A 17,330-nucleotide genomic window follows, 5' to 3' on the forward strand; every position below is an offset into this window, starting at 1 on the left:
GCCATAATCCGCGAAGAGTATGGCGCTTCCAAGCGTCCTTGCTGGATTGATAGACTAAAAGATTAGCCGCGGATTTGGTTAGCGATATCTTGGTCAGCGTTGCGAAGTGCTTCAGCTGTTTTGTTAAGCTGCTGGCTAACTTCTGCAAGCATTGTTTCCATTTTTTCAACAGAAGGTCTTAGTGTATCCCACTGCTCGGAGAATGCTTCACTTGCGGAACCTTTCCAAAGATCTCTTAGCTCGTCCATTTTACCATTTAAACGTGTGATTTGCTGGTGTACATTTTCGCTCTCTGCTTTGAAATCGTTTGATTTTACTACAAGTTCTTCTGGTGTTACTTTAATAAGTCCTGCCATTTTTAACATCTCCCTTACCCGAATTTACTTTAATTGTAAAATTAAACCGACCCTAATTTCAATTGATACTTAGAAATTAGTAGAAAATTGGTTAATTCTATCTACTTCTACCCGAAATTGGAAGTTATAAACCATAAATAATGAGGAAATATTTCTTATTTCTTTTTTTTATTTGAAACTTAATGCTTATTTCGACAGAAAAGTCTAAAAATATATCTTTTCCAGTATGAGGGATAAAGTTTACGAGACTGGTGGAAATGTCTTATGTTTGTAATGGGATTGTTGTGATTGTCATGTTGGGGGTTTTACTTTGGTTAGAGATACTAAAGATTTTTTGGTGGGTTTATTTGGGAAAATTAAATAAAGACTCTTATAAATTTGGCTGTTGATTTCCGCTGCAGCCACTCGCTTTCCGCGGGGCGGGCGGTGAGCCTCCGCGGCGCAAGCGCCTGTGGGGTCTCACCTGTCCCGCTGCTCCCGCTGGAGTCTCGTGTCTTCCGCTGCAATCAACAGGGTGTGGTAGTTGGTTTTACACTTTAACTTACTTAAAAGACTCTTTGAAACTGTTTCATGACGGATAACATTAAGAAATAGCTTATTATAGTGGCTATTGATTTCTGCTTCAGCCACTCGCTTTCTTCGGGGAGCGGAGAGCTTCCTCCGCCAGGGGCCTGTGGGGTTCTTACTTACCTGTCCCGCTGCTCCTGAGGGAGTCTCGTAGCTTCCGATGCATTCAACATGTGTTAATAATCCACACCATCCTTTAACATAGCCTTTTGTTAAAGAAACAGTTAGCTGAATAAGATGTATTAATTAACTCTAATGATGCCCAAATGCTTGGTTGTCGAAATCAGGTCTATTTTATGATTTCCTTTTGTGTAATAAACAGAAGCCCCTTCTCTTTCTCCCTTTTTCCATCCATTGGCTTTAAGTACTAATTCATATCCAAATGGTATCCCGTTTTCTTCCGATGTTTTTGACCAATCATAACTATTCCCATGTTCGTTTTTCTGGACTACCTCAGCATTTTTAGGAACTGGAAAGCTATATAAATCTTCTGATGGTTCGTAAAGAGATAATGTTATGAAATAATAAAGTGCCCCACCTACCAAAAGCGCGGCTAAAGCAAGTATCCAACCAGTGATTTTCTTCATTTTACTAACCCTCTTTAATAAGTTGTTATTTTGATTTTTTCTTCAAATCAAGCTGAGTGTTTTTTTATGTAGAAGTTTCAAGATTTCATATTTATACTGTCATGAATATCCAATATAAATATTGTATATCCTTTTAAAATCAACCGATACCCTTAACATAACACTTCTCTAAAACTCGCTAGTGGAAGAAGTCTTCAATATTAAGGACCCGTGCCACAAGATATTTTATACGTGAATTCAACACTCTTTTTTGCATAACATAATGTACTTGTGTCACTTGTTTCACTATCCCAATCTTTCCATAATACAGAGTATAGCATTCCGTATTGTGTGTCTTTCATATTTTTGTTTGTAATTACCGCGAGGAAGCTTTGATAAGGGTGGCCATTGTTTTGTATATGGTTTCTTATTGCACTTCCTGGAGAGTGATCATTGTGCGTGATTGGGGCTAAAATCGGAGGGGAAATCATTAATAAAAATAAGACGATACAAATAATGATTGTTACCTTCTTTTTCCTCATATCTATCCTCCCTCATGCTTAGTACTACATACGTTTAACTAGTAAAGTGTTTCATTCCTTTTCTGCTTTAGAATCCTATTATCAATTTAGCATAAATATCCATTTACAGAAACCTATTATCTTATTAGTAAATAAAAAGAGGAGTTTCCTCCCCTCTTTCATTACTTCGTCTTAAATTTAGCGATTTCGGTTTTCAGGCCGGCTGCCAGTTCTGCCAGTTTGTTAATGGACTGGCCGATTTCTTCCATGGATGAGAATTGCTGCTGGGCTCCGGCTGCGACTTGTTGGGTGGAGCTTGCTGATTCGGTTGCGATGCTTGCCATTTCTTCGACGGATGCTGTGACTTCCTCGGAGCTTGCGGACATTTGCTCTGCGGTGGCGGACACTTCTTGGATTTGCGAGTTGACTTCTTGGACCGCTTTTTGAATCATGCTGAAGTTGTCACCGGTTTCCTTGATTAAATCAAGGCCGCCTGCTGCCTGTTCTTTTTCTTTCGCCATGTGATCGATGACGAGGTCGGTTCTCTTTTGGATGGAACGGATGAGGGTTGTGATTTGCTCGGCGGACTGTTTGGAGCCCTCAGCAAGCTTCCTGACTTCATCCGCTACTACTGCAAAGCCTTTGCCGTGCTCGCCTGCCCGTGCGGCTTCTATGGCGGCATTCAGGGCTAACAGGTTGGTTTGTTCGGAGATGCCTGTAATAACATCGACAATTTTATTGATTTCTGCAGATTTGTCTCCGAGCTCTTTTACGAGGCGGGTCGTTTCCTCAACAGAATGATAAATGTCATCCATTTGCTTCACGGCTTTATCAATATAGACGCTGCCTTTTTGCGTCTGTTGAGCTGCTTCTGAGACAGTGTGGCTCACGGAGGCAGCCCGTTCAGCTACATATTGGACTCCTGTAGCAATTTCCTGGACAGCCTTAGCTGTTTCTTCGGTACTCACCATTTGCGTTTCTGCTCCGTCTGACAGTTCATCTACGGACTGGGCAATTTCCTTCGTAATTCCGCTTACCTGGCGGGAGTGCTCCTGGACCTGCTCCGACGATGCTGAAAGCGTATCAGATGAGTGTTCGATTTGAGATAAAAGATTTTTCAGGGAGTCGATCATCGTATTGAACGCGACTCCAAGCTGGCCGAGGTCATCCTTAGATGCCACGTGGACTTTTTCTGTCAAATCGCCCTTACTTACCTTGCCGGCGACGACGGACAAAAGACGGATTGGACGGACAATGGATCGGATGGTGAAGTAATTAAAGATCGTTCCGACGACTATAAAAATCAAAATCACGATGATCGTGTTGAGTAAGATAGGCGCGGATTGCTCGGTAAATTCTGCCGTATCAATCGTTCCAAGCACCTTCCAGCCGGTCTGTTCGCTCGTTTCAAACATCATGGCTTTGTTCGCGCCGTTAAATGTATAGTTGAAGGATCCTTTTTCTGCTTTGTAAATTGGTTCGTTGATGCTTTTATCGAGCATGTCACCCGGTTTAAGCGTCGGGTGGACAACGACTTTTCCATTTTGGTCTAAAATGCTCGGGTACCCTTTGCTGCCGATTTTCGTATCCATGGTTTGTTTAGCAAGGACGGCCAGATCAATATCCATCGCCATGACCCCGCTGCCATCGGTTAATGTACTGGCAATGGTAACGACGGTTTTCCCTGTTGCTTCATCCTTATAAGGACTGGTGATAATCGCTTCCCCTTTGTTTGCGGCAGCCTCTTTATACCATTCTCGTTCGGCTGGATTGTAGTCTTCCGGAAAATCGGCTCTTGGAAAACTGTACATTTTACCGTCTTTCGTTCCTACATAGGTTAACGTCACTTCTTGAAAGGAATTACTTATATACCCTAACCGCTCATTTAAGTAGACTTCATTTTCAAAGGCAGTGCTATTCAGCGTTTTTGAAAACAGCTCAACGACATCCCGTTTATTTTTAAAGAATTCGTCTGTCAGACCGTTTAAGAGAGTAACCTGCTCAGAAGCCGAGTTTTCAATCTGGTCTTTTACTTCTTTTTTTGCTGCTATATATCCGAAAATACCGATCGATAAGGCTGGAATTAGCAGCAGAACCGCCGTAAAAAGGATTAGACGATTGCGGATTTTCATATTTTTAAACATTAGCATGCACTCCGATTCTCAGATGATGATTACATGCTATTTATCGACAGGCATCGACAGAAGTTAAATAGAACCAAACAAAAACCGGACCACCAATCGGAAGTCCGGCAAAACGTTTATCCCTGTTTGAATTTCTTTCTTCTTTTCACATACCATACAATAACCATAACGAGCAGAACCGTGAGAACGACATAGATGACATTCGAATAGATGCTCATATAATCTCCGATTTTCGGCCACGCTTCACCGAGCATAGCGCCTAAAATAACGAGAAGCGTATTCCAAATCAGCGTTCCAAGCGTCGTATAAATCAGGAAAAGCCATACGTTCATGTTGGACATACCGGCCGGAATGGAAATGACACTTCGTACAAACGGCACCATACGGCAAAAGAAGACCGTCCATTTTCCATATCGGTCAAACCAGGCATCGCCCCGGTGAATTTCTTTCTTTGAAACAAGCAAAATGTGGCCCCATTTGTCCACAAATTTCTCCAGCTGCTCCACATCCAGCAGCCTGCCTACATAATAAAGAATCAAGGCACCAAATACCGAACCGGCAGTCGCCGCTAATATGACCCCCGGAATCGTAAGGCCTGCTGTCGTGGTCATAAAGCCTCCGAACGGGAGAATGACCTCAGACGGAATCGGCGGGAATACATTCTCCAAAGCGATCATTAAAAAGATTCCCAAATATCCAAACTGCTCCATAAATTGCGTAATCCAATTTTCCATTAGAAATCGCGCCTCCTGTTTCGATCTAACCGTCCCCGAAACCATTAGTACGGATGGGAGCCTAAAAGGTTTCACATTCTCCCTAAAAGACTTCCCGAAAAGGGTCGGAGGCAAACCAAGATGGCGCGTTATAAAAAAAACACCAGCCGAATTGAAATCAGCTGGTCAAACGAGGGGTTGAGGGGTTTTGTGATTTTTTCTATTAAGGGGGGTTAGCTTGAACTCAGGCTTCCTGTTCGGCCAGCTCGCGCGGACGTCCGCTCATGAACCGGACGGAGTCTGCGACGACTTCTGTGACGTAGACCATTTTGCGTTCTGCGTTTTCGTATTTTCGGGATTGGATTCTTCCGGTGACACCGACGATGGAGCCTTTTTGGCAGTAATTCGCAGTGTTTTCGGCAGTTCTTCTCCACAGGGTACAGTTGACGAAATCTGTTTCAATTTCACCGGCGTGGTTTTTAAAATTACGGCTGACAGCGAGGGTGATGTGGGCAACCGGGGCTCCTTCTTTCGTGTAGCGGATATCCGGGTCCTTGGTAAGGCGCCCTACCAGCGTTACATGATTGATCATCCTGATTCTCCTTTCCTTCCTAGTCAATCGTAGTGTAATGGATGTTTGAGAATAGGGAAAATCAGGAAAAGTAATTTTTACACGTCTATTTTACCGGGATTCAGGTACAGACGAGAGGTTCTGGCCATTTAGAGGATCTATTTTGCGATTTTCGTAAAAGATAAGAAAAATTAAGCGCTATGCTATAATGGTAAAAACGACTGGAAAACAATGCGGAGGTGGATGATGATGAAGACGTTTAAGCTTGTTTCCATGAAGATTGCACGGAATGATGAGAACGGCCGCCATTATGATGAAATTCCATTAAATGACGGTCTCGTCATAAACAAAAAAGACGGTGAAAACGACTGGCTGCTTGAGTCGCTAATCAGCAGCGAGCATCTGGAACGGTTCCAAAAGCTCATGGAAGAAAACCATGAACAGACGCTTGTGATTACCATTTCTAAGAGAACGAATACTCCCGCTAAATTAAGAGCATCGGTCAGCAATGTTGTGGAGCTCGAAAATGACCTGATTTCTGTCTTATTTTCTGGAAAAATGGCCTCAAACCGCCCATTCGGAAACGCGGAGAAAATTTTAACGGAGCTTTTGGATGAGGGGTTAGATGGTGAGGACCTGCTGCAGGCTTTTTCCGCCCAGTGGCATAAAAAGCAGGATCAGCAGGAATCCGTAACGACTAAATAAAGAAGCCAGTCCATGTTTTGACTGGCTTCCTTGTTAGTCCTTCTTCATATCCTTTTTCATCATTTCTTCCTTGCGTCTCTCAGTTTCTTGATCCATATCGCCGTCCTGTTCCTGCGGATAGCGGCCATGTCTCATGCTGCCGGGGCTCATGTTCCCGTTTTTCATGTCCATGTTGTAATTTTCCTGTTCCACCGGCGGATTTTCATCCTTTTTTTCTTCAGGATCCGGATCGTCTGAGCATCCTGCTAAGCTCGCTGTCAGGAAAAGAACTGTTAAAAGACCAAATACTTTTTTCATACTGCATGCTCCCTTCTTGAAGATTATTCTCAAGAATTAGCATGCCCCGTGAAAAAACCGCTCATTCGAAGGAGGGGTACGATGAAATATGCTGCAGCGGTACTTGCAGGGATTGCCGTGCTTTTTGCCGGAACGAAGAAGGCGAAGGCACCGGTAAAAAAATAAAAGACGCGCGATTTCCTTCAGGATTTCACGCGTCTTTTTTTTATTCTGTTTTTTCGCCTAGGGCAAACATTATTTCCGCTTCGCATACTACTTGTCCGTCTACGGTTGCCGTTGCTTTTCCTTTGCCAAGGGCGCCGCGGAAACGGATAATTTCGACTTCAAGGCGAAGCTGGTCGCCTGGTTTCACCTGTTTTTTAAATCGGCAATTGTCGATTCCTGCGAAAAATGCGAGCCTGCCGCGATTTTCTTCTTTTTTAAGCATCGCTACTGCTCCAACCTGGGCGAGCGCTTCTACAATTAACACACCAGGCATAACCGGGTAGTCAGGGAAATGTCCGTTGAAAAATTCTTCATTCGCGGATACATTTTTAATTCCGACGGCACGCGCCCCTTCTTCTACTTCAAGGATGCGGTCCACGAGTAAAAACGGATAACGGTGAGGAATGATTTCTTTAATCTGCTGAATATCTAGCATATGGATCGGACTCCTTTCATCTTCCTGTCTATGTATACGGCAAAAGGAAGGATAGTCCCTTCATTTCGCAAACATGAGTATAGACTTATTCGGCCTCTTTTTCAACCAGGTCCACGATGTGCTGCCACGTGGATGGCTTCAGCACATCAAGCGGATTTCCATCTCCAATGACTCCATACCCGACCATTGCCCCAGTGATCGCAGCCAAAATAAACAGGAAGGCCACCATTAATAAACGCAGCCAAATTGGAAAGAGCCGAATCCTGATCTTCTCGACAGGCTTCGTTTCCTCCTGAGCTGGATCCTGGGCTTTCTTTTCCTGTTTATATTTTTCACGGGTCATGGACGCGTCTTTGGAAGTCATGGTGAAAACTCCTTCGGCCTAATTAGCGGACAGAGTTGATTAAACCAAGCATCTGATCGCCAATTGTAATGGACTTTGCATTAAATTGATACGCCCGCTGTGAAACGAGCATGTCGGTCATTTCTTTTGATACATCGACATTCGACATTTCCAGAGCTCCCTGCTCTATAGAAATCTGTCCGCGCCCTGCACCGGTCAGATTCACCACGGCCGTCTGGTCATTCGGATTCAAAAGTGAGTAGAGATTGCCGTTTGTCTGCACGAGTGATTGCGGTTTGTTGGATTGAACGATGCCGAGGTTGACCGTTCCGGCAGGCTGTCCATTTCCATCAAGCGCCGTCAGCGTTCCATTCGCTGAAATGGTGATGGAAGAAGCGTTTCCGTTCAGCAAAATTGGCTGATTGTTTTCGTCTAAAATTCGTTGGCCGCTGCCGTTCACAAGCGCAAGCTGGCCGTTTGCCTCTGCAGAAAGATAAAGCGCCCCGCTTCGTGTATAGCGAGTTTGCCCATCTGCCTCCACTTTTAAGAACTGGCCCGGCTTAGTGAAAGCAAAATCAAGGTTGCGGTCTGTTTTTTTAATGGTTCCCTGGCTGAATACGACATTTTGCATCAGCTGGGCTCCGACTCCCTGGCGAATTCCGAAATCGGTTGAACGGCCAACCTCTTTGTTCAGGTCGTTCTGGTTGTCGTATTGCTGGCGCACTAGTTCACCGAACGTTGTATTCGTGCGCTTAAATCCCTGTGTATCGACGTTGGCTATATTATGCCCAATTATGTCGAGCTGCTTCTGCACCTGGTTCATCGTGTTGGACGCTGTGATCATGGAATTCAGCATGTCAATTTCCTCCTCATTAGCTTAACCGGCCAATTTCATTGACAGCTTTATCAAGGCTGCGGTCATACGCCTGCAGCACCTTTTGATTCGCTTCAAATGAACGGTAGGCGGTCATCATCTCGGTGTAGGCACGGGCTGTATCAACATTCGAGCTTTCCGTGAATCCTTGCTTCAGGGAATATCTGACATTAGCGTTCCCGGCTGCTGTCGGCAGTGCAGCGTTATCCGCTGTTCTGAACAAACCGTTTCCTTCTTTAACGAGATTGCGGACGTCTCCTGCAAAACGGACATCGATTTGAGATGTTTCCCGTCCGCCTATTCTTACACGGCCGTCCTGGGTGATTTCATAATCATCGCCCGTAATCGTAATCGGTGCGCCTGATGTGGAAAGAACAGGGACACCCTGTGACGTAAGCTGGTTTTGATCATTTAGTGTAAAATGGCCGTTGCGCGTATAACGGATCTGTCCATCCGGCATTCCGACTGCGAAAAGGAGGAAGCCTTTCATTCCGGTTTCCGCATTTGCAGGCACCGCTTCTTCTAAAAGAGCGATATCTGACGGCACACCTGTTTCTCTTAAATCACCTTGCGTAAACTGGGGGACAAGTTCCTGTACGTAAGCACCTGTATTCAAAGAGCCGATTGGCGTCTGGGTTCCAAAATTCATGGTGTTCTGGGTTGGAGCATCCTTGCCTTCCATTCTGCTGAGCAGCATTTCAGGAAAAGCACGGATGGCCGCCTGGTCTGATTTATAGCCGGGCGTATTCACGTTGGCGATGTTGTTTGACAGCATTTCTGTCCGTTTCTGTTGCGAAAGCATGCCGGCCGCAGCCGTATAAAGCCCTCGAAGCATAATCCACCTCATATCGGCGCATTGTGAAGCGCCTTTTTTCCTATTTCTATTATAAATGACAATTCATGAAAACTCCTACTTTATTTTTTTCGACAAATTGCAACAAATTTTTACTTTCCCCCTTCAAAAACCGACAGAATGTCGTATAATGTATTTGGAACATATCTTTTATGTTCCCCTTTCAAATTGTGTTTTGGTTCGATTTTGTTCCCACTTAATCCGAACCGCATTTTAGGCATCCAAAGAGGCCTTGCTGATGGACTGGATCAGTGAGGGCTCGGGGTGCCCTTTTTTTGTGGGGATTTTTTTGGGGGTAGGCGGCGGGGGTGGTGCTTTGGCGGGCTTTGGCGGGGGCGGGGTCAGTCCCCACATTCTTCACCGTATGTGGGGACGGAGGGAGTAGACGCTGATGCCTTGTGTCCCAAGGGATTGGAGAGTTGGTGTCAGAACTTTAGTTTGTTAGCGGAGGGCGGGTCAGGCACGGTGCCAGTCCCCACCTGCTTCACCGTATGCGGGGCCAGAGGCATTGATCGTTGAAGCCTTGCGTATCAGCAGGTTGAAGAGTTGGTGCCGGAGCTTTAGTTCATTAGCAGGGTGCGGGTTAGGCGCGGCCATGCAAACTGTTCAGTTCCACCTCCATATCCACGGTTGGAGTTTGCACTGACCCTCAACACTTTAAAGGATCGGGGGAACAGGCATTGGTGCTCTGAACCCCTGTCAACAACCGCTTTTTGAGTGGCGGGGACGGAGGTTTAGTGCTTTAGCAGCGCGGGGGTCAGTGCATGACACAACAAAAAAAGCCAAACAGTCCACTTCCCCTGTTCAGCTCCATGCTTAAGATATATTCTCCACTTCTCCGCCAGGCAGCGAGATGAAGGAAAAGTCGTTGTCGCCGAATAGTTCCCAGCCTTCGAAGGATGCGCTGTTGTGGAAGATGTCGAGTATGGCTTGGTTTTCGGTGGTGATACGAAGGATTTCGGCTTCCTTCCACCAGCAGATGCTTTGGATTTCCTGGCCGGTGAGGAGGGTGTTGAGTTTATCTAAATATTCCCGGGCTGTGCCGGCGGTTTGGAAGTCGGTTTGGCCGACGGTTATGCGGCCGTCTTTTTTTAGTCTCCATGGACATTCGATGACGAGGCCTCCGTTGGAGAAATGCAGGATCAACGGGAGGGGGCTGCCGTTTTCGAGCTTGGTTATTTTTTGTCCTTTGAAGTAAGGGAAATCAAGGCTTTCGTTCATAGTCTCTCCTCCGTTTAGCGTCTACTTTTTATTTCTCCTTATCGATTGATAAGTAAGGTGCATGCTGCTGGACTTACATCTTTTCCAATGAGAGTCCGCGCAGGATGACTTCTGTATATAGTCTTGCCCGCTGATCGAGTGTTTTGCTGTCGCCTTGCAGCGGGTGGCTTAGCATGCTCATGAAGATTTGCGAATAAATGGATGTTGTGGCTGCCAAGGATTCTGGATCTTTAATGGTTCCTTCTGCTGCTGCTCGTTCAAAAATAGATGAAATCGGTATTTGATAGGCTTCTCTCCAGCTCTGATGAATCATCATCTGGTCTTCGGGGGTCATTTCATACTCTATATCGTGAAACATTTGGCTTAGCTTTTTCGGCTGATGCAAAATAATGTAGCGGGTAACGCGGTATAAAGAGTCTTCAAGCTCTGGATGCCGTTTGATGATTCGCTCCAGACCTGTTTGCATTTCGAATAAGTAATTTCTTACGACTTCAACGTAGAGGCTTTTTTTGTTGGGAAAATGGTGATAAAGGGCTGGCTGAGTGAGGCCGCAGGTGTCTGCAATTTTGCGGGTTGAGATGGCGCGGTACCCGTATTCCATGAATAAACCTTCCGCTGCCTTAATAATGTTTCTTCGTGTATCTCCCATTTCGGCCGCGGTATTTTGTTTGGGTGCCATTCATTTGCCTTCCCTTCTGTTCCTTATCATATGATAAGATTGTAAGCTTTTATTTTGTATGCTGTCAACTGAACTCTAAAAAAATTGGCCTGATTCCGTTCAGAATCAGGCCATAGCGTTTTACATGATTTTTCTTTTTGCAAGACGGTCGACGTTTTCGAGCATGATCCCTGTCCCAATGGCTACGCAATCCATCGGGTTTTCTGCTACAAGCACCGGTACCTTCAGTTCTTCAGCCATGAGCTGGTCGATTCCGTTTAGAAGGGCTCCGCCGCCTGTCAGGATGATTCCGCGGTCGATGATGTCGGCGGACAGCTCTGGCGGTGTGCGCTCGAGCACGCCTTTTGCTGCCTGGACGATCACGGCTACAGATTCTTTTAGGGCTTGTTCAATTTCTTTGGATGTGACAGTGATTGTTCTTGGCAAACCGCTTACCATATCACGGCCGCGGATTGCAATTTCTTCCTGACGTGCGCCTGGGAATACTGTTGCTACCTTGATTTTAATGTTTTCGGCAGTACGTTCTCCAATCAGAAGCTTGTACTCTCGTTTAATATGATTGAGGATTTCTGTATCGAACTTGTCCCCTGCCATCTTAATGGAAGAGGCGGTGACAATATCGCCCATGGAAAGCACAGCGATATCCGTTGTTCCACCGCCTATATCCACAACCATATTTCCGCTTGGCTGAAAGATATCCATTCCGGCGCCGATTGCGGCAACCTTAGGCTCTTCTTCCAGGAAAACGTTTTTGCCGCCGCTTTTTTCAGCTGCTTCCCTAATCGCTTTCTGTTCAACAGATGTGATGTTCGTTGGGCAGCAGATCAGCATGCGCGGTTTCGAAAAAACACCTTTTAGATTGAGTTTGTTGATGAAGTGCTTCAGCATTGCTTCGGTCACTTCAAAATCTGCAATGACTCCATCTTTTAACGGACGGATGGCAACAATGTTCCCAGGCGTACGTCCTACCATTCTTCTTGCTTCTTCGCCGACTGCCAGCACTTTTCCTGTGTTCCGGTCCATCGCGACAACGGAAGGTTCGTTCAGCACGATCCCTTTCCCTTTAACATGTATCAGTACGTTGGCTGTACCGAGGTCGATTCCTATGTCCCTTGCAAACATTGTTCCGTTTTCCTCCTTGCAAATCACGATTCCCGTGTATATCCATAATTGCACCTAATTACATATTGTATCACATAATACAAATAATAGGCGTTTTTTGGTAAAGAATCTACACATTTTTAGCAGGGATTGGATTTACAAAAAGACAAGGTTATTTCACTGTTTCCTCATGAAGAATGTCTTCCTTGCGGTACTTTAATTTGGTTGCTTCTCCGCCTCTTAGATGGCGAATGGATTTATGATAATCCAGAATTTCCTTTACTTCTGCTGCAAGCTCCGGGTTAATTTCAGGCAATCGCTCTGTCAAATCTTTATGGACAGTACTTTTGGAAACCCCAAACTCTTTCGCAATCACGCGAACTGTTTTTTTAGTCTCCACGATATACTTTCCAATCTTGATAGTACGCTCTTTGATGTAATCGTGCACACCACTCGACCTCCCTAAAATGGATGTGAGAAGTGTGAAATGAGACCCGCATATTAAGAGACATCAGCTGCTGGGATGGAATGTACTCTAAAGATGCTTCCGCTGGTGGATTCACAATAAACAGCCACGATCCTCACCTCAAACACTCTCTTTGTTAGGTTTGTAACATTCTATTAGCTTGGTTGCAGTAATATGCTAAAAAGTCAACAGGGACAAGGGATTGCGTAAACTTTCCTGTTAAAATACAGGGCATATGCTAAAGAATATGTGAAACTTATGGGAATTTAGAATCTTAATTTATTTTTCGGACAGAAAAAAGGAGCAGCTTTTTATAGCTGCTCCTTTTGGAGATGACGATTTTGGAACTATTACTTACAAGCCTTTTTCATCTGCCGGATAAACGAGTCCGATCTGGCGGCGCGCTTCATCCATGATTTCGAGAACGGTTAAGGAGTTTTCGAATGTATTGATGCTTGATTCCAGTTTTCCCTCGCGGATCAGGGCCGAGAATTCCTTCGCTTCGCCGTACATGGAGTTTTCATTTTGCTCGACGCTGATGTCTTCTGATTCCCCGGTACGGAATTGAATGCGGACATTTTCCATCGTGCTGAATTTCTCGATGACGATGCTGCCTGCTTCCCCTTGGATTTCGGACGGGATGTAGGAGTCGGTAATTTTGGAGAACATGACGATGGCGTCGTGTTCTTCGTATTGGAATAGGATGCTGCCTTCGCCGTCCACACCGGATTCAAGAAGGTGGGCGGTTGCCTGGATGGAGTTCGGCTTGCCGAATAGGGCAACCATTGGTGCGATGCAGTAGATGCCGATATCCATCATCGAGCCGTTTGAGAACTCGGGTTTGAAGGCGTTTAGAATTTTCCCTTCTTTATAGGCATCGTATCGGGACGAATATTGGCAGTAGCTTGCTACGTAGCGGCGGATTTTTCCGATTTTGTCCAGGTTTTTTTTGATGCTTGTGAAGTTAGGAAGCAGGGTCGTTTTCATCGCTTCCATCAATAACACTTCGTTTGCTCGTGCCGCTTCGATCATTTTTTTCATTTCAGCAGCGTTTGAGGCAATGGGCTTTTCACATAGGACATGCTTGCCGTGGTTAATGCAAAGAATAGCCTGTTCCGCATGCAGGGAATTCGGGCTTGCGATGTACACTGCATCGAATTCTTTACTGGCTGCAAATTTTTCAAGGTTTGTATATGTATGGCGGGCGCCGTGCTTTTCTGCAAACTGGGATGCGCGGTCCTCTGTCCGGGAGTAAACGGCAGTTAGCTCCAGTTCACCTGTTTGAGCTGCGGCATCGAGAAATTTTTCGGTAATCCAGTTTGTTCCGATCACTCCAAAACGTATCATGTATATCTCTCCTTTGACGATGGTAGTTCCGCATTTATTTTACCATACTCAAAAGAAAAACCCGCATGATGCAGGAGCACCGTACGGGTTCAAAATGTAAGGCATGATTATGCGTTTTTAGAAGGAACGGAAGCTTCAGATTCTTTAGCGTCTTCTTGCTTCTCATTTTTCTTTTCTTCCTGCTGCTTTGCTTCTGTTTCTTTGCTTGCAGCTGCTGCTTCATCAGAGATGGCGGTTGCAGGCTTGTCAAGAAGGTTAGCAGGATTCAATGCTTTTCCGTCTTTACGGATTTCAAAGTGTACGTGTACGCCGTTCTTTTCGTTTAATAGATTTTTCCCGGCCTTACCGATTACTGCATGCTGTGCGACTGTGTCGCCTTCTTCTACTGCAACAGATGCTAGAGATTGATAGACAGTTGTTACGCTATCCTCGTGCTGAATTTCAACAACGTATCCTAGGATCGGATCTTTTTCTGCTCTTAGAACGGTTCCGCTTAGAGAAGCTGTCACATCGAATTCCTTACCGTCCTTCTTCGCAAGGTCGATTCCTTGGTTCGGACTGTACGTGTTATTATAGGATACGAGTGCCGCTTCTTGCTCTTCTTTAGAAGACTTGGAATCATAGAACTTTTTCACGACTTGAATCTCTTCTTTGTCAAGAGCCGGCGTTGTGATATTTTCCACTGGCTTGGCTACTTCAGCAGCATCCTGTCCCTTTTCAGTTTGGGGCTTGCCTGGCTGTTCGCCTACCGGGTTCATATCGCGTGTTGCCTGATACCATAACACACTTGTTAAAATCAAAGCTGCACTAACTAAGTAGATTGCCGGAAATACCCAGCGTTTTCTAAAAAATTGCTGAACCTTTGATTGTTGAGAAGTACGATTTTTTTCTTCCTCTCTCATCTTCATCACCTCAGCAACCATTCTGAACACAATTCTGAAAATATATACATTTGCCAAAAAAAATTTAAAAAACGCTTAGTATGCTCCAGTGAATTTGCCATTATGCAAAAAAGGATGAGGACGATGAAGAAACTATTATACTGGGTGCTGACGATTGCCCCGATCGCTTATATGTGGCTGATTTGGGAGCTTTCGAGCATCCCGGGAGACCCGAATGCACCCTTTACGTTTGAGGCCGTATTTAAAGACTCGCTCCATTTAATAGAGTTTGGAATCCTGTATTGGCTGTTTGCATTTGCCCTCGCCGTTCACGGAAAATGGACAGCAGGGACAAGCCTTGCGATCGTCATCGTTTGCCTTTCATATGGGGCGATTGATGAGATCCACCAGATGTTCACGCCGTTCCGGACGTCAACCTGGTTTGACCTGTTTAAGGATGCAGTGGGAATCACCGTTTCCTATATCATTATGAGATACACCTATTTTAAATCAAGAGAATCGCGTATGTACCGCTTTTTTCAAAAGCTTGAATCGCTTGATCGGAGGAACTGACATTGATGCTGAGATTAGCCAAACGGGAAGATTTAGAACGAATCGTGGATATTTATAATACGACGATTGAATCAAGGATGGTGACGGCGGACCTTGCGCCGGTTACATATGAGAGCCGCGAAAAGTGGTTTGATGATCATAATGAACAATACCCGCTGTGGGTCGCTGAGGATGAATCAGGCGCCATTACAAGCTGGATCAGTCTCCAGCCGTTCTACGGCAGAGAAGCCTATAAGCACACTGCCGAGGTCAGTATTTACATTGACCCTGCCTTCCGCGGAGGAGGTCTTGGGAAAAAACTGCTCCAGGCTGCAATCGATCAGTGCAAGGAATTGAATATCCAAACCCTGCTCGGATTTGTTTTTGGACACAACGAACCAAGCATCCGTTTGTTTGAACGGTTCGGATTTGAACGCTGGGGCACTCTTCCGAAGGTGGCAAACCTTGAGGGTGTGGAGCGGGATTTAGTGATTTTGGGGAAACGAGTGGGATAAATCAGAGACGGCCGGTATCGAGTACCGGCCGTCTTTTTGTTACCGCGAGTGGCTTGATTCATTTTTAATGACACCTTTTAGGAAAAAGTGAAGAGATAGACCAACGGAGGCTGCAAAGTTTGAAGATGGTTTGGGAGATCGCTGTGAGAACCAGGTTGAGGCTTGCTATCCTCCTACTGGTTTATGGTGTGGCCGGTTCTTTTATCATTTTGAAACAAAAAACACAGCCCCCAAATGAGGCTGTGCCCTATTGCTGTGCCGTCAACTTCGTCAAAAACGTGTCCGCAGCAGCGAGTGTCGTTCCATTATAGTAGTACCCGACGATGTCTTTATACGATTTTCCGTCCTGGGCCATGAAGTTCGCTCCGTATTGGCTCATTCCGACTCCGTGGCCGTATCCCTTCGTTTGGATGACGACGTTCCCGCCTTTCAGTGTCCAGGTGAAGTCGGTGGATTTCAGTCGAAGTTTATCACGGACATCACGGCCGGTTAAGGTTTTGCCGCCGATTTCCACCTTTGCGACACGGTTGCTTGAGGTGCGCTCGATTACTTTTCCGACAGAGTTTGCGCTTGTGAGCGACACACCGAGTTTTTTCTGGAATTCGGCGATAGAAAAGATTTTCTGATTGTAGTATTGAGGGGATGCTTCATCCCACGTGCTTTTGACACTTCTTAAGTATGGTATGGCGTTTGGCCAATAGTCTTCCGAGTTTTCCGTATAGCCATTGCTTGTTGAGAAAAAGGATGCGGTTATCGGCTTGTTCTCATAGGTAAGGATTTGTCCTGCAGTTGATGATACGGCAGCCAGCACTTTCTCGGATCGCCAGCTGTAGTCGTTTCCCCATAATTTCTTCAATTCCTCTTTGTTCTGGTATACCTGATGGATTACTGTGTCTGTGACATTCGCTTTCTGGCCGGTCGGGGTCGAGATGCCTTTTCCTGTTGTAAGCGATTTGACAATCACCGTTCTTGCCGCAAGTGCTTGGGCCTTCAGGGCTTCTTCTTCAAAGTCAGCCGGCATTTCTGAGGCGACGACTCCAAATATATAATCCTCGAGTGCCACGTTCTCTACCTTTTTGGCAGCGGTCCGGTAAACCGATACGGTCACACTTGATTTTGGTACCTGCGGCTTCTCCTGCTGCTCCTTCTGCTTCAGTTCTTCTCCCAGCCTGCCGTTTGACTGGCTGACGAAGGGGGAAACAAGCAGCGCCGGGATCATGAGAACTAAAATAAAAAGTCCGGCTAGTACGACCAATAGCGGTTTCATAGATTTCATCCACTGAGCCTCCTGATTGAGTTATGCGTATACTCCATCCTATGGGCTTGGACAACCTTTTATGACTGCATTAGATATGAAAGGGTTAATAGAATGTTTTCCAGGATGGATAAGTTCATCGAAATATGGCGAAAAATGTTTC

The 17,330-nt window shown here is 45.5% G+C and carries 21 protein-coding genes; 3 read left to right on the forward strand and 18 right to left on the reverse strand.

All coding sequences use genetic code 11. The features are described 5' to 3' along the window. Positions 1–62: 62 nt before the first annotated feature. From J9317_RS18880 to ssb, 6 genes are all read right to left on the reverse strand, one after another. Positions 63–356, reverse strand: coding sequence for a WXG100 family type VII secretion target (locus tag J9317_RS18880; protein ID WP_211561485.1), 294 nt, complete (start codon positions 354–356; stop codon positions 63–65). An 809-nt stretch (positions 357–1,165) separates the two neighbouring features. Next, positions 1,166–1,510: a hypothetical protein gene (locus J9317_RS18885; RefSeq protein WP_211561486.1), complete on the reverse strand. Its 345-nt coding sequence runs from the start codon at positions 1,508–1,510 to the stop codon at positions 1,166–1,168. 200 nt (positions 1,511–1,710) lie between these two features. Then, complete coding sequence (locus J9317_RS21140; protein ID WP_488656181.1) at positions 1,711–2,031, reverse strand: hypothetical protein; 321 nt, start codon at positions 2,029–2,031, stop codon at positions 1,711–1,713. 161 nt (positions 2,032–2,192) lie between these two features. Further along, positions 2,193–4,154, reverse strand: coding sequence for a methyl-accepting chemotaxis protein (locus tag J9317_RS18890; RefSeq protein WP_211561487.1), 1,962 nt, complete (start codon positions 4,152–4,154; stop codon positions 2,193–2,195). Between the two features lie 116 nt (positions 4,155–4,270). After that, complete coding sequence (locus J9317_RS18895; protein ID WP_211561488.1) at positions 4,271–4,888, reverse strand: DedA family protein; 618 nt, start codon at positions 4,886–4,888, stop codon at positions 4,271–4,273. Positions 4,889–5,111: 223 nt separating this feature from the next. Beyond that, on the reverse strand, positions 5,112–5,459 hold the full coding sequence (ssb, locus tag J9317_RS18900) for a single-stranded DNA-binding protein (RefSeq protein ID WP_211561489.1): 348 nt from the start codon (positions 5,457–5,459) through the stop codon (positions 5,112–5,114). Between the two features lie 225 nt (positions 5,460–5,684). On the opposite strand from ssb, the gene J9317_RS18905 reads away from it, so the two are divergent. Beyond that, on the forward strand, positions 5,685–6,143 hold the full coding sequence (locus J9317_RS18905; protein WP_211561490.1) for a YwpF family protein: 459 nt from the start codon (positions 5,685–5,687) through the stop codon (positions 6,141–6,143). 33 nt (positions 6,144–6,176) lie between these two features. Here the strand turns inward: J9317_RS18905 and J9317_RS18910 are convergent, their stop codons facing one another. The 11 genes from J9317_RS18910 to spoIIQ form a co-directional block, all read right to left on the reverse strand. Further along, the gene (locus J9317_RS18910; RefSeq protein ID WP_211561492.1) at positions 6,177–6,440 is read right to left on the reverse strand and encodes a hypothetical protein; all 264 of its coding nucleotides are present in this window, start codon (positions 6,438–6,440) and stop codon (positions 6,177–6,179) included. Positions 6,441–6,645: 205 nt separating this feature from the next. Beyond that, on the reverse strand, positions 6,646–7,080 hold the full coding sequence (fabZ, locus tag J9317_RS18915) for a 3-hydroxyacyl-ACP dehydratase FabZ (protein ID WP_211561497.1): 435 nt from the start codon (positions 7,078–7,080) through the stop codon (positions 6,646–6,648). An 85-nt stretch (positions 7,081–7,165) separates the two neighbouring features. Continuing rightward, positions 7,166–7,444 carry a DNA-directed RNA polymerase subunit beta gene (locus J9317_RS18920; RefSeq protein WP_211561499.1) on the reverse strand — a complete coding sequence of 93 codons (279 nt, stop codon included), beginning with the start codon at positions 7,442–7,444 and terminating at the stop codon, positions 7,166–7,168. Positions 7,445–7,466: 22 nt separating this feature from the next. Next, positions 7,467–8,279: a flagellar hook-basal body protein gene (locus J9317_RS18925; protein WP_211561506.1), complete on the reverse strand. Its 813-nt coding sequence runs from the start codon at positions 8,277–8,279 to the stop codon at positions 7,467–7,469. Positions 8,280–8,295: 16 nt separating this feature from the next. Continuing rightward, positions 8,296–9,132, reverse strand: a complete 837-nt coding sequence (locus tag J9317_RS18930) for a flagellar hook-basal body protein (RefSeq protein WP_211561508.1) — start codon at positions 9,130–9,132, stop codon at positions 8,296–8,298. 834 nt (positions 9,133–9,966) lie between these two features. Next, positions 9,967–10,371, reverse strand: a complete 405-nt coding sequence (locus J9317_RS18935; protein ID WP_211561509.1) for a DUF6188 family protein — start codon at positions 10,369–10,371, stop codon at positions 9,967–9,969. Positions 10,372–10,444: 73 nt separating this feature from the next. Continuing rightward, entirely contained in the window at positions 10,445–11,050 is a 606-nt protein-coding gene (locus J9317_RS18940; protein ID WP_211561515.1) for a TetR/AcrR family transcriptional regulator, read from the reverse strand. Positions 11,051–11,170: 120 nt separating this feature from the next. Next, the gene (gene mreB / locus J9317_RS18945; RefSeq protein ID WP_211561517.1) at positions 11,171–12,172 is read right to left on the reverse strand and encodes a rod shape-determining protein; all 1,002 of its coding nucleotides are present in this window, start codon (positions 12,170–12,172) and stop codon (positions 11,171–11,173) included. Positions 12,173–12,323: 151 nt separating this feature from the next. Then, positions 12,324–12,599, reverse strand: coding sequence for a sporulation transcriptional regulator SpoIIID (gene spoIIID, locus J9317_RS18950; protein WP_211561522.1), 276 nt, complete (start codon positions 12,597–12,599; stop codon positions 12,324–12,326). Between the two features lie 372 nt (positions 12,600–12,971). Then, entirely contained in the window at positions 12,972–13,964 is a 993-nt protein-coding gene (locus J9317_RS18955) for a Gfo/Idh/MocA family protein (RefSeq protein WP_211561523.1), read from the reverse strand. Between the two features lie 107 nt (positions 13,965–14,071). Continuing rightward, positions 14,072–14,866, reverse strand: coding sequence for a stage II sporulation protein SpoIIQ (gene spoIIQ / locus J9317_RS18960; protein ID WP_035408259.1), 795 nt, complete (start codon positions 14,864–14,866; stop codon positions 14,072–14,074). A 123-nt stretch (positions 14,867–14,989) separates the two neighbouring features. On the opposite strand from spoIIQ, the gene J9317_RS18965 reads away from it, so the two are divergent. After that, positions 14,990–15,418: a VanZ family protein gene (locus J9317_RS18965; protein WP_211561525.1), complete on the forward strand. Its 429-nt coding sequence runs from the start codon at positions 14,990–14,992 to the stop codon at positions 15,416–15,418. A 5-nt stretch (positions 15,419–15,423) separates the two neighbouring features. Continuing rightward, positions 15,424–15,912 (forward strand): GNAT family N-acetyltransferase, encoded by a 489-nt coding sequence (locus J9317_RS18970; protein WP_211562513.1) that lies wholly within the window; start codon positions 15,424–15,426, stop codon positions 15,910–15,912. A 247-nt stretch (positions 15,913–16,159) separates the two neighbouring features. On the opposite strand, the gene spoIID is transcribed toward J9317_RS18970, so the two are convergent. Beyond that, on the reverse strand, positions 16,160–17,188 hold the full coding sequence (gene spoIID, locus J9317_RS18975; RefSeq protein ID WP_211561526.1) for a stage II sporulation protein D: 1,029 nt from the start codon (positions 17,186–17,188) through the stop codon (positions 16,160–16,162). Between the last annotated feature and the right edge of the window lie 142 nt (positions 17,189–17,330).

Origin of the sequence: Metabacillus flavus (assembly GCF_018283675.1) — a bacterium.
GTDB classification, from domain to species: Bacteria; Bacillota; Bacilli; order Bacillales; family Bacillaceae; genus Metabacillus_B; species Metabacillus_B flavus.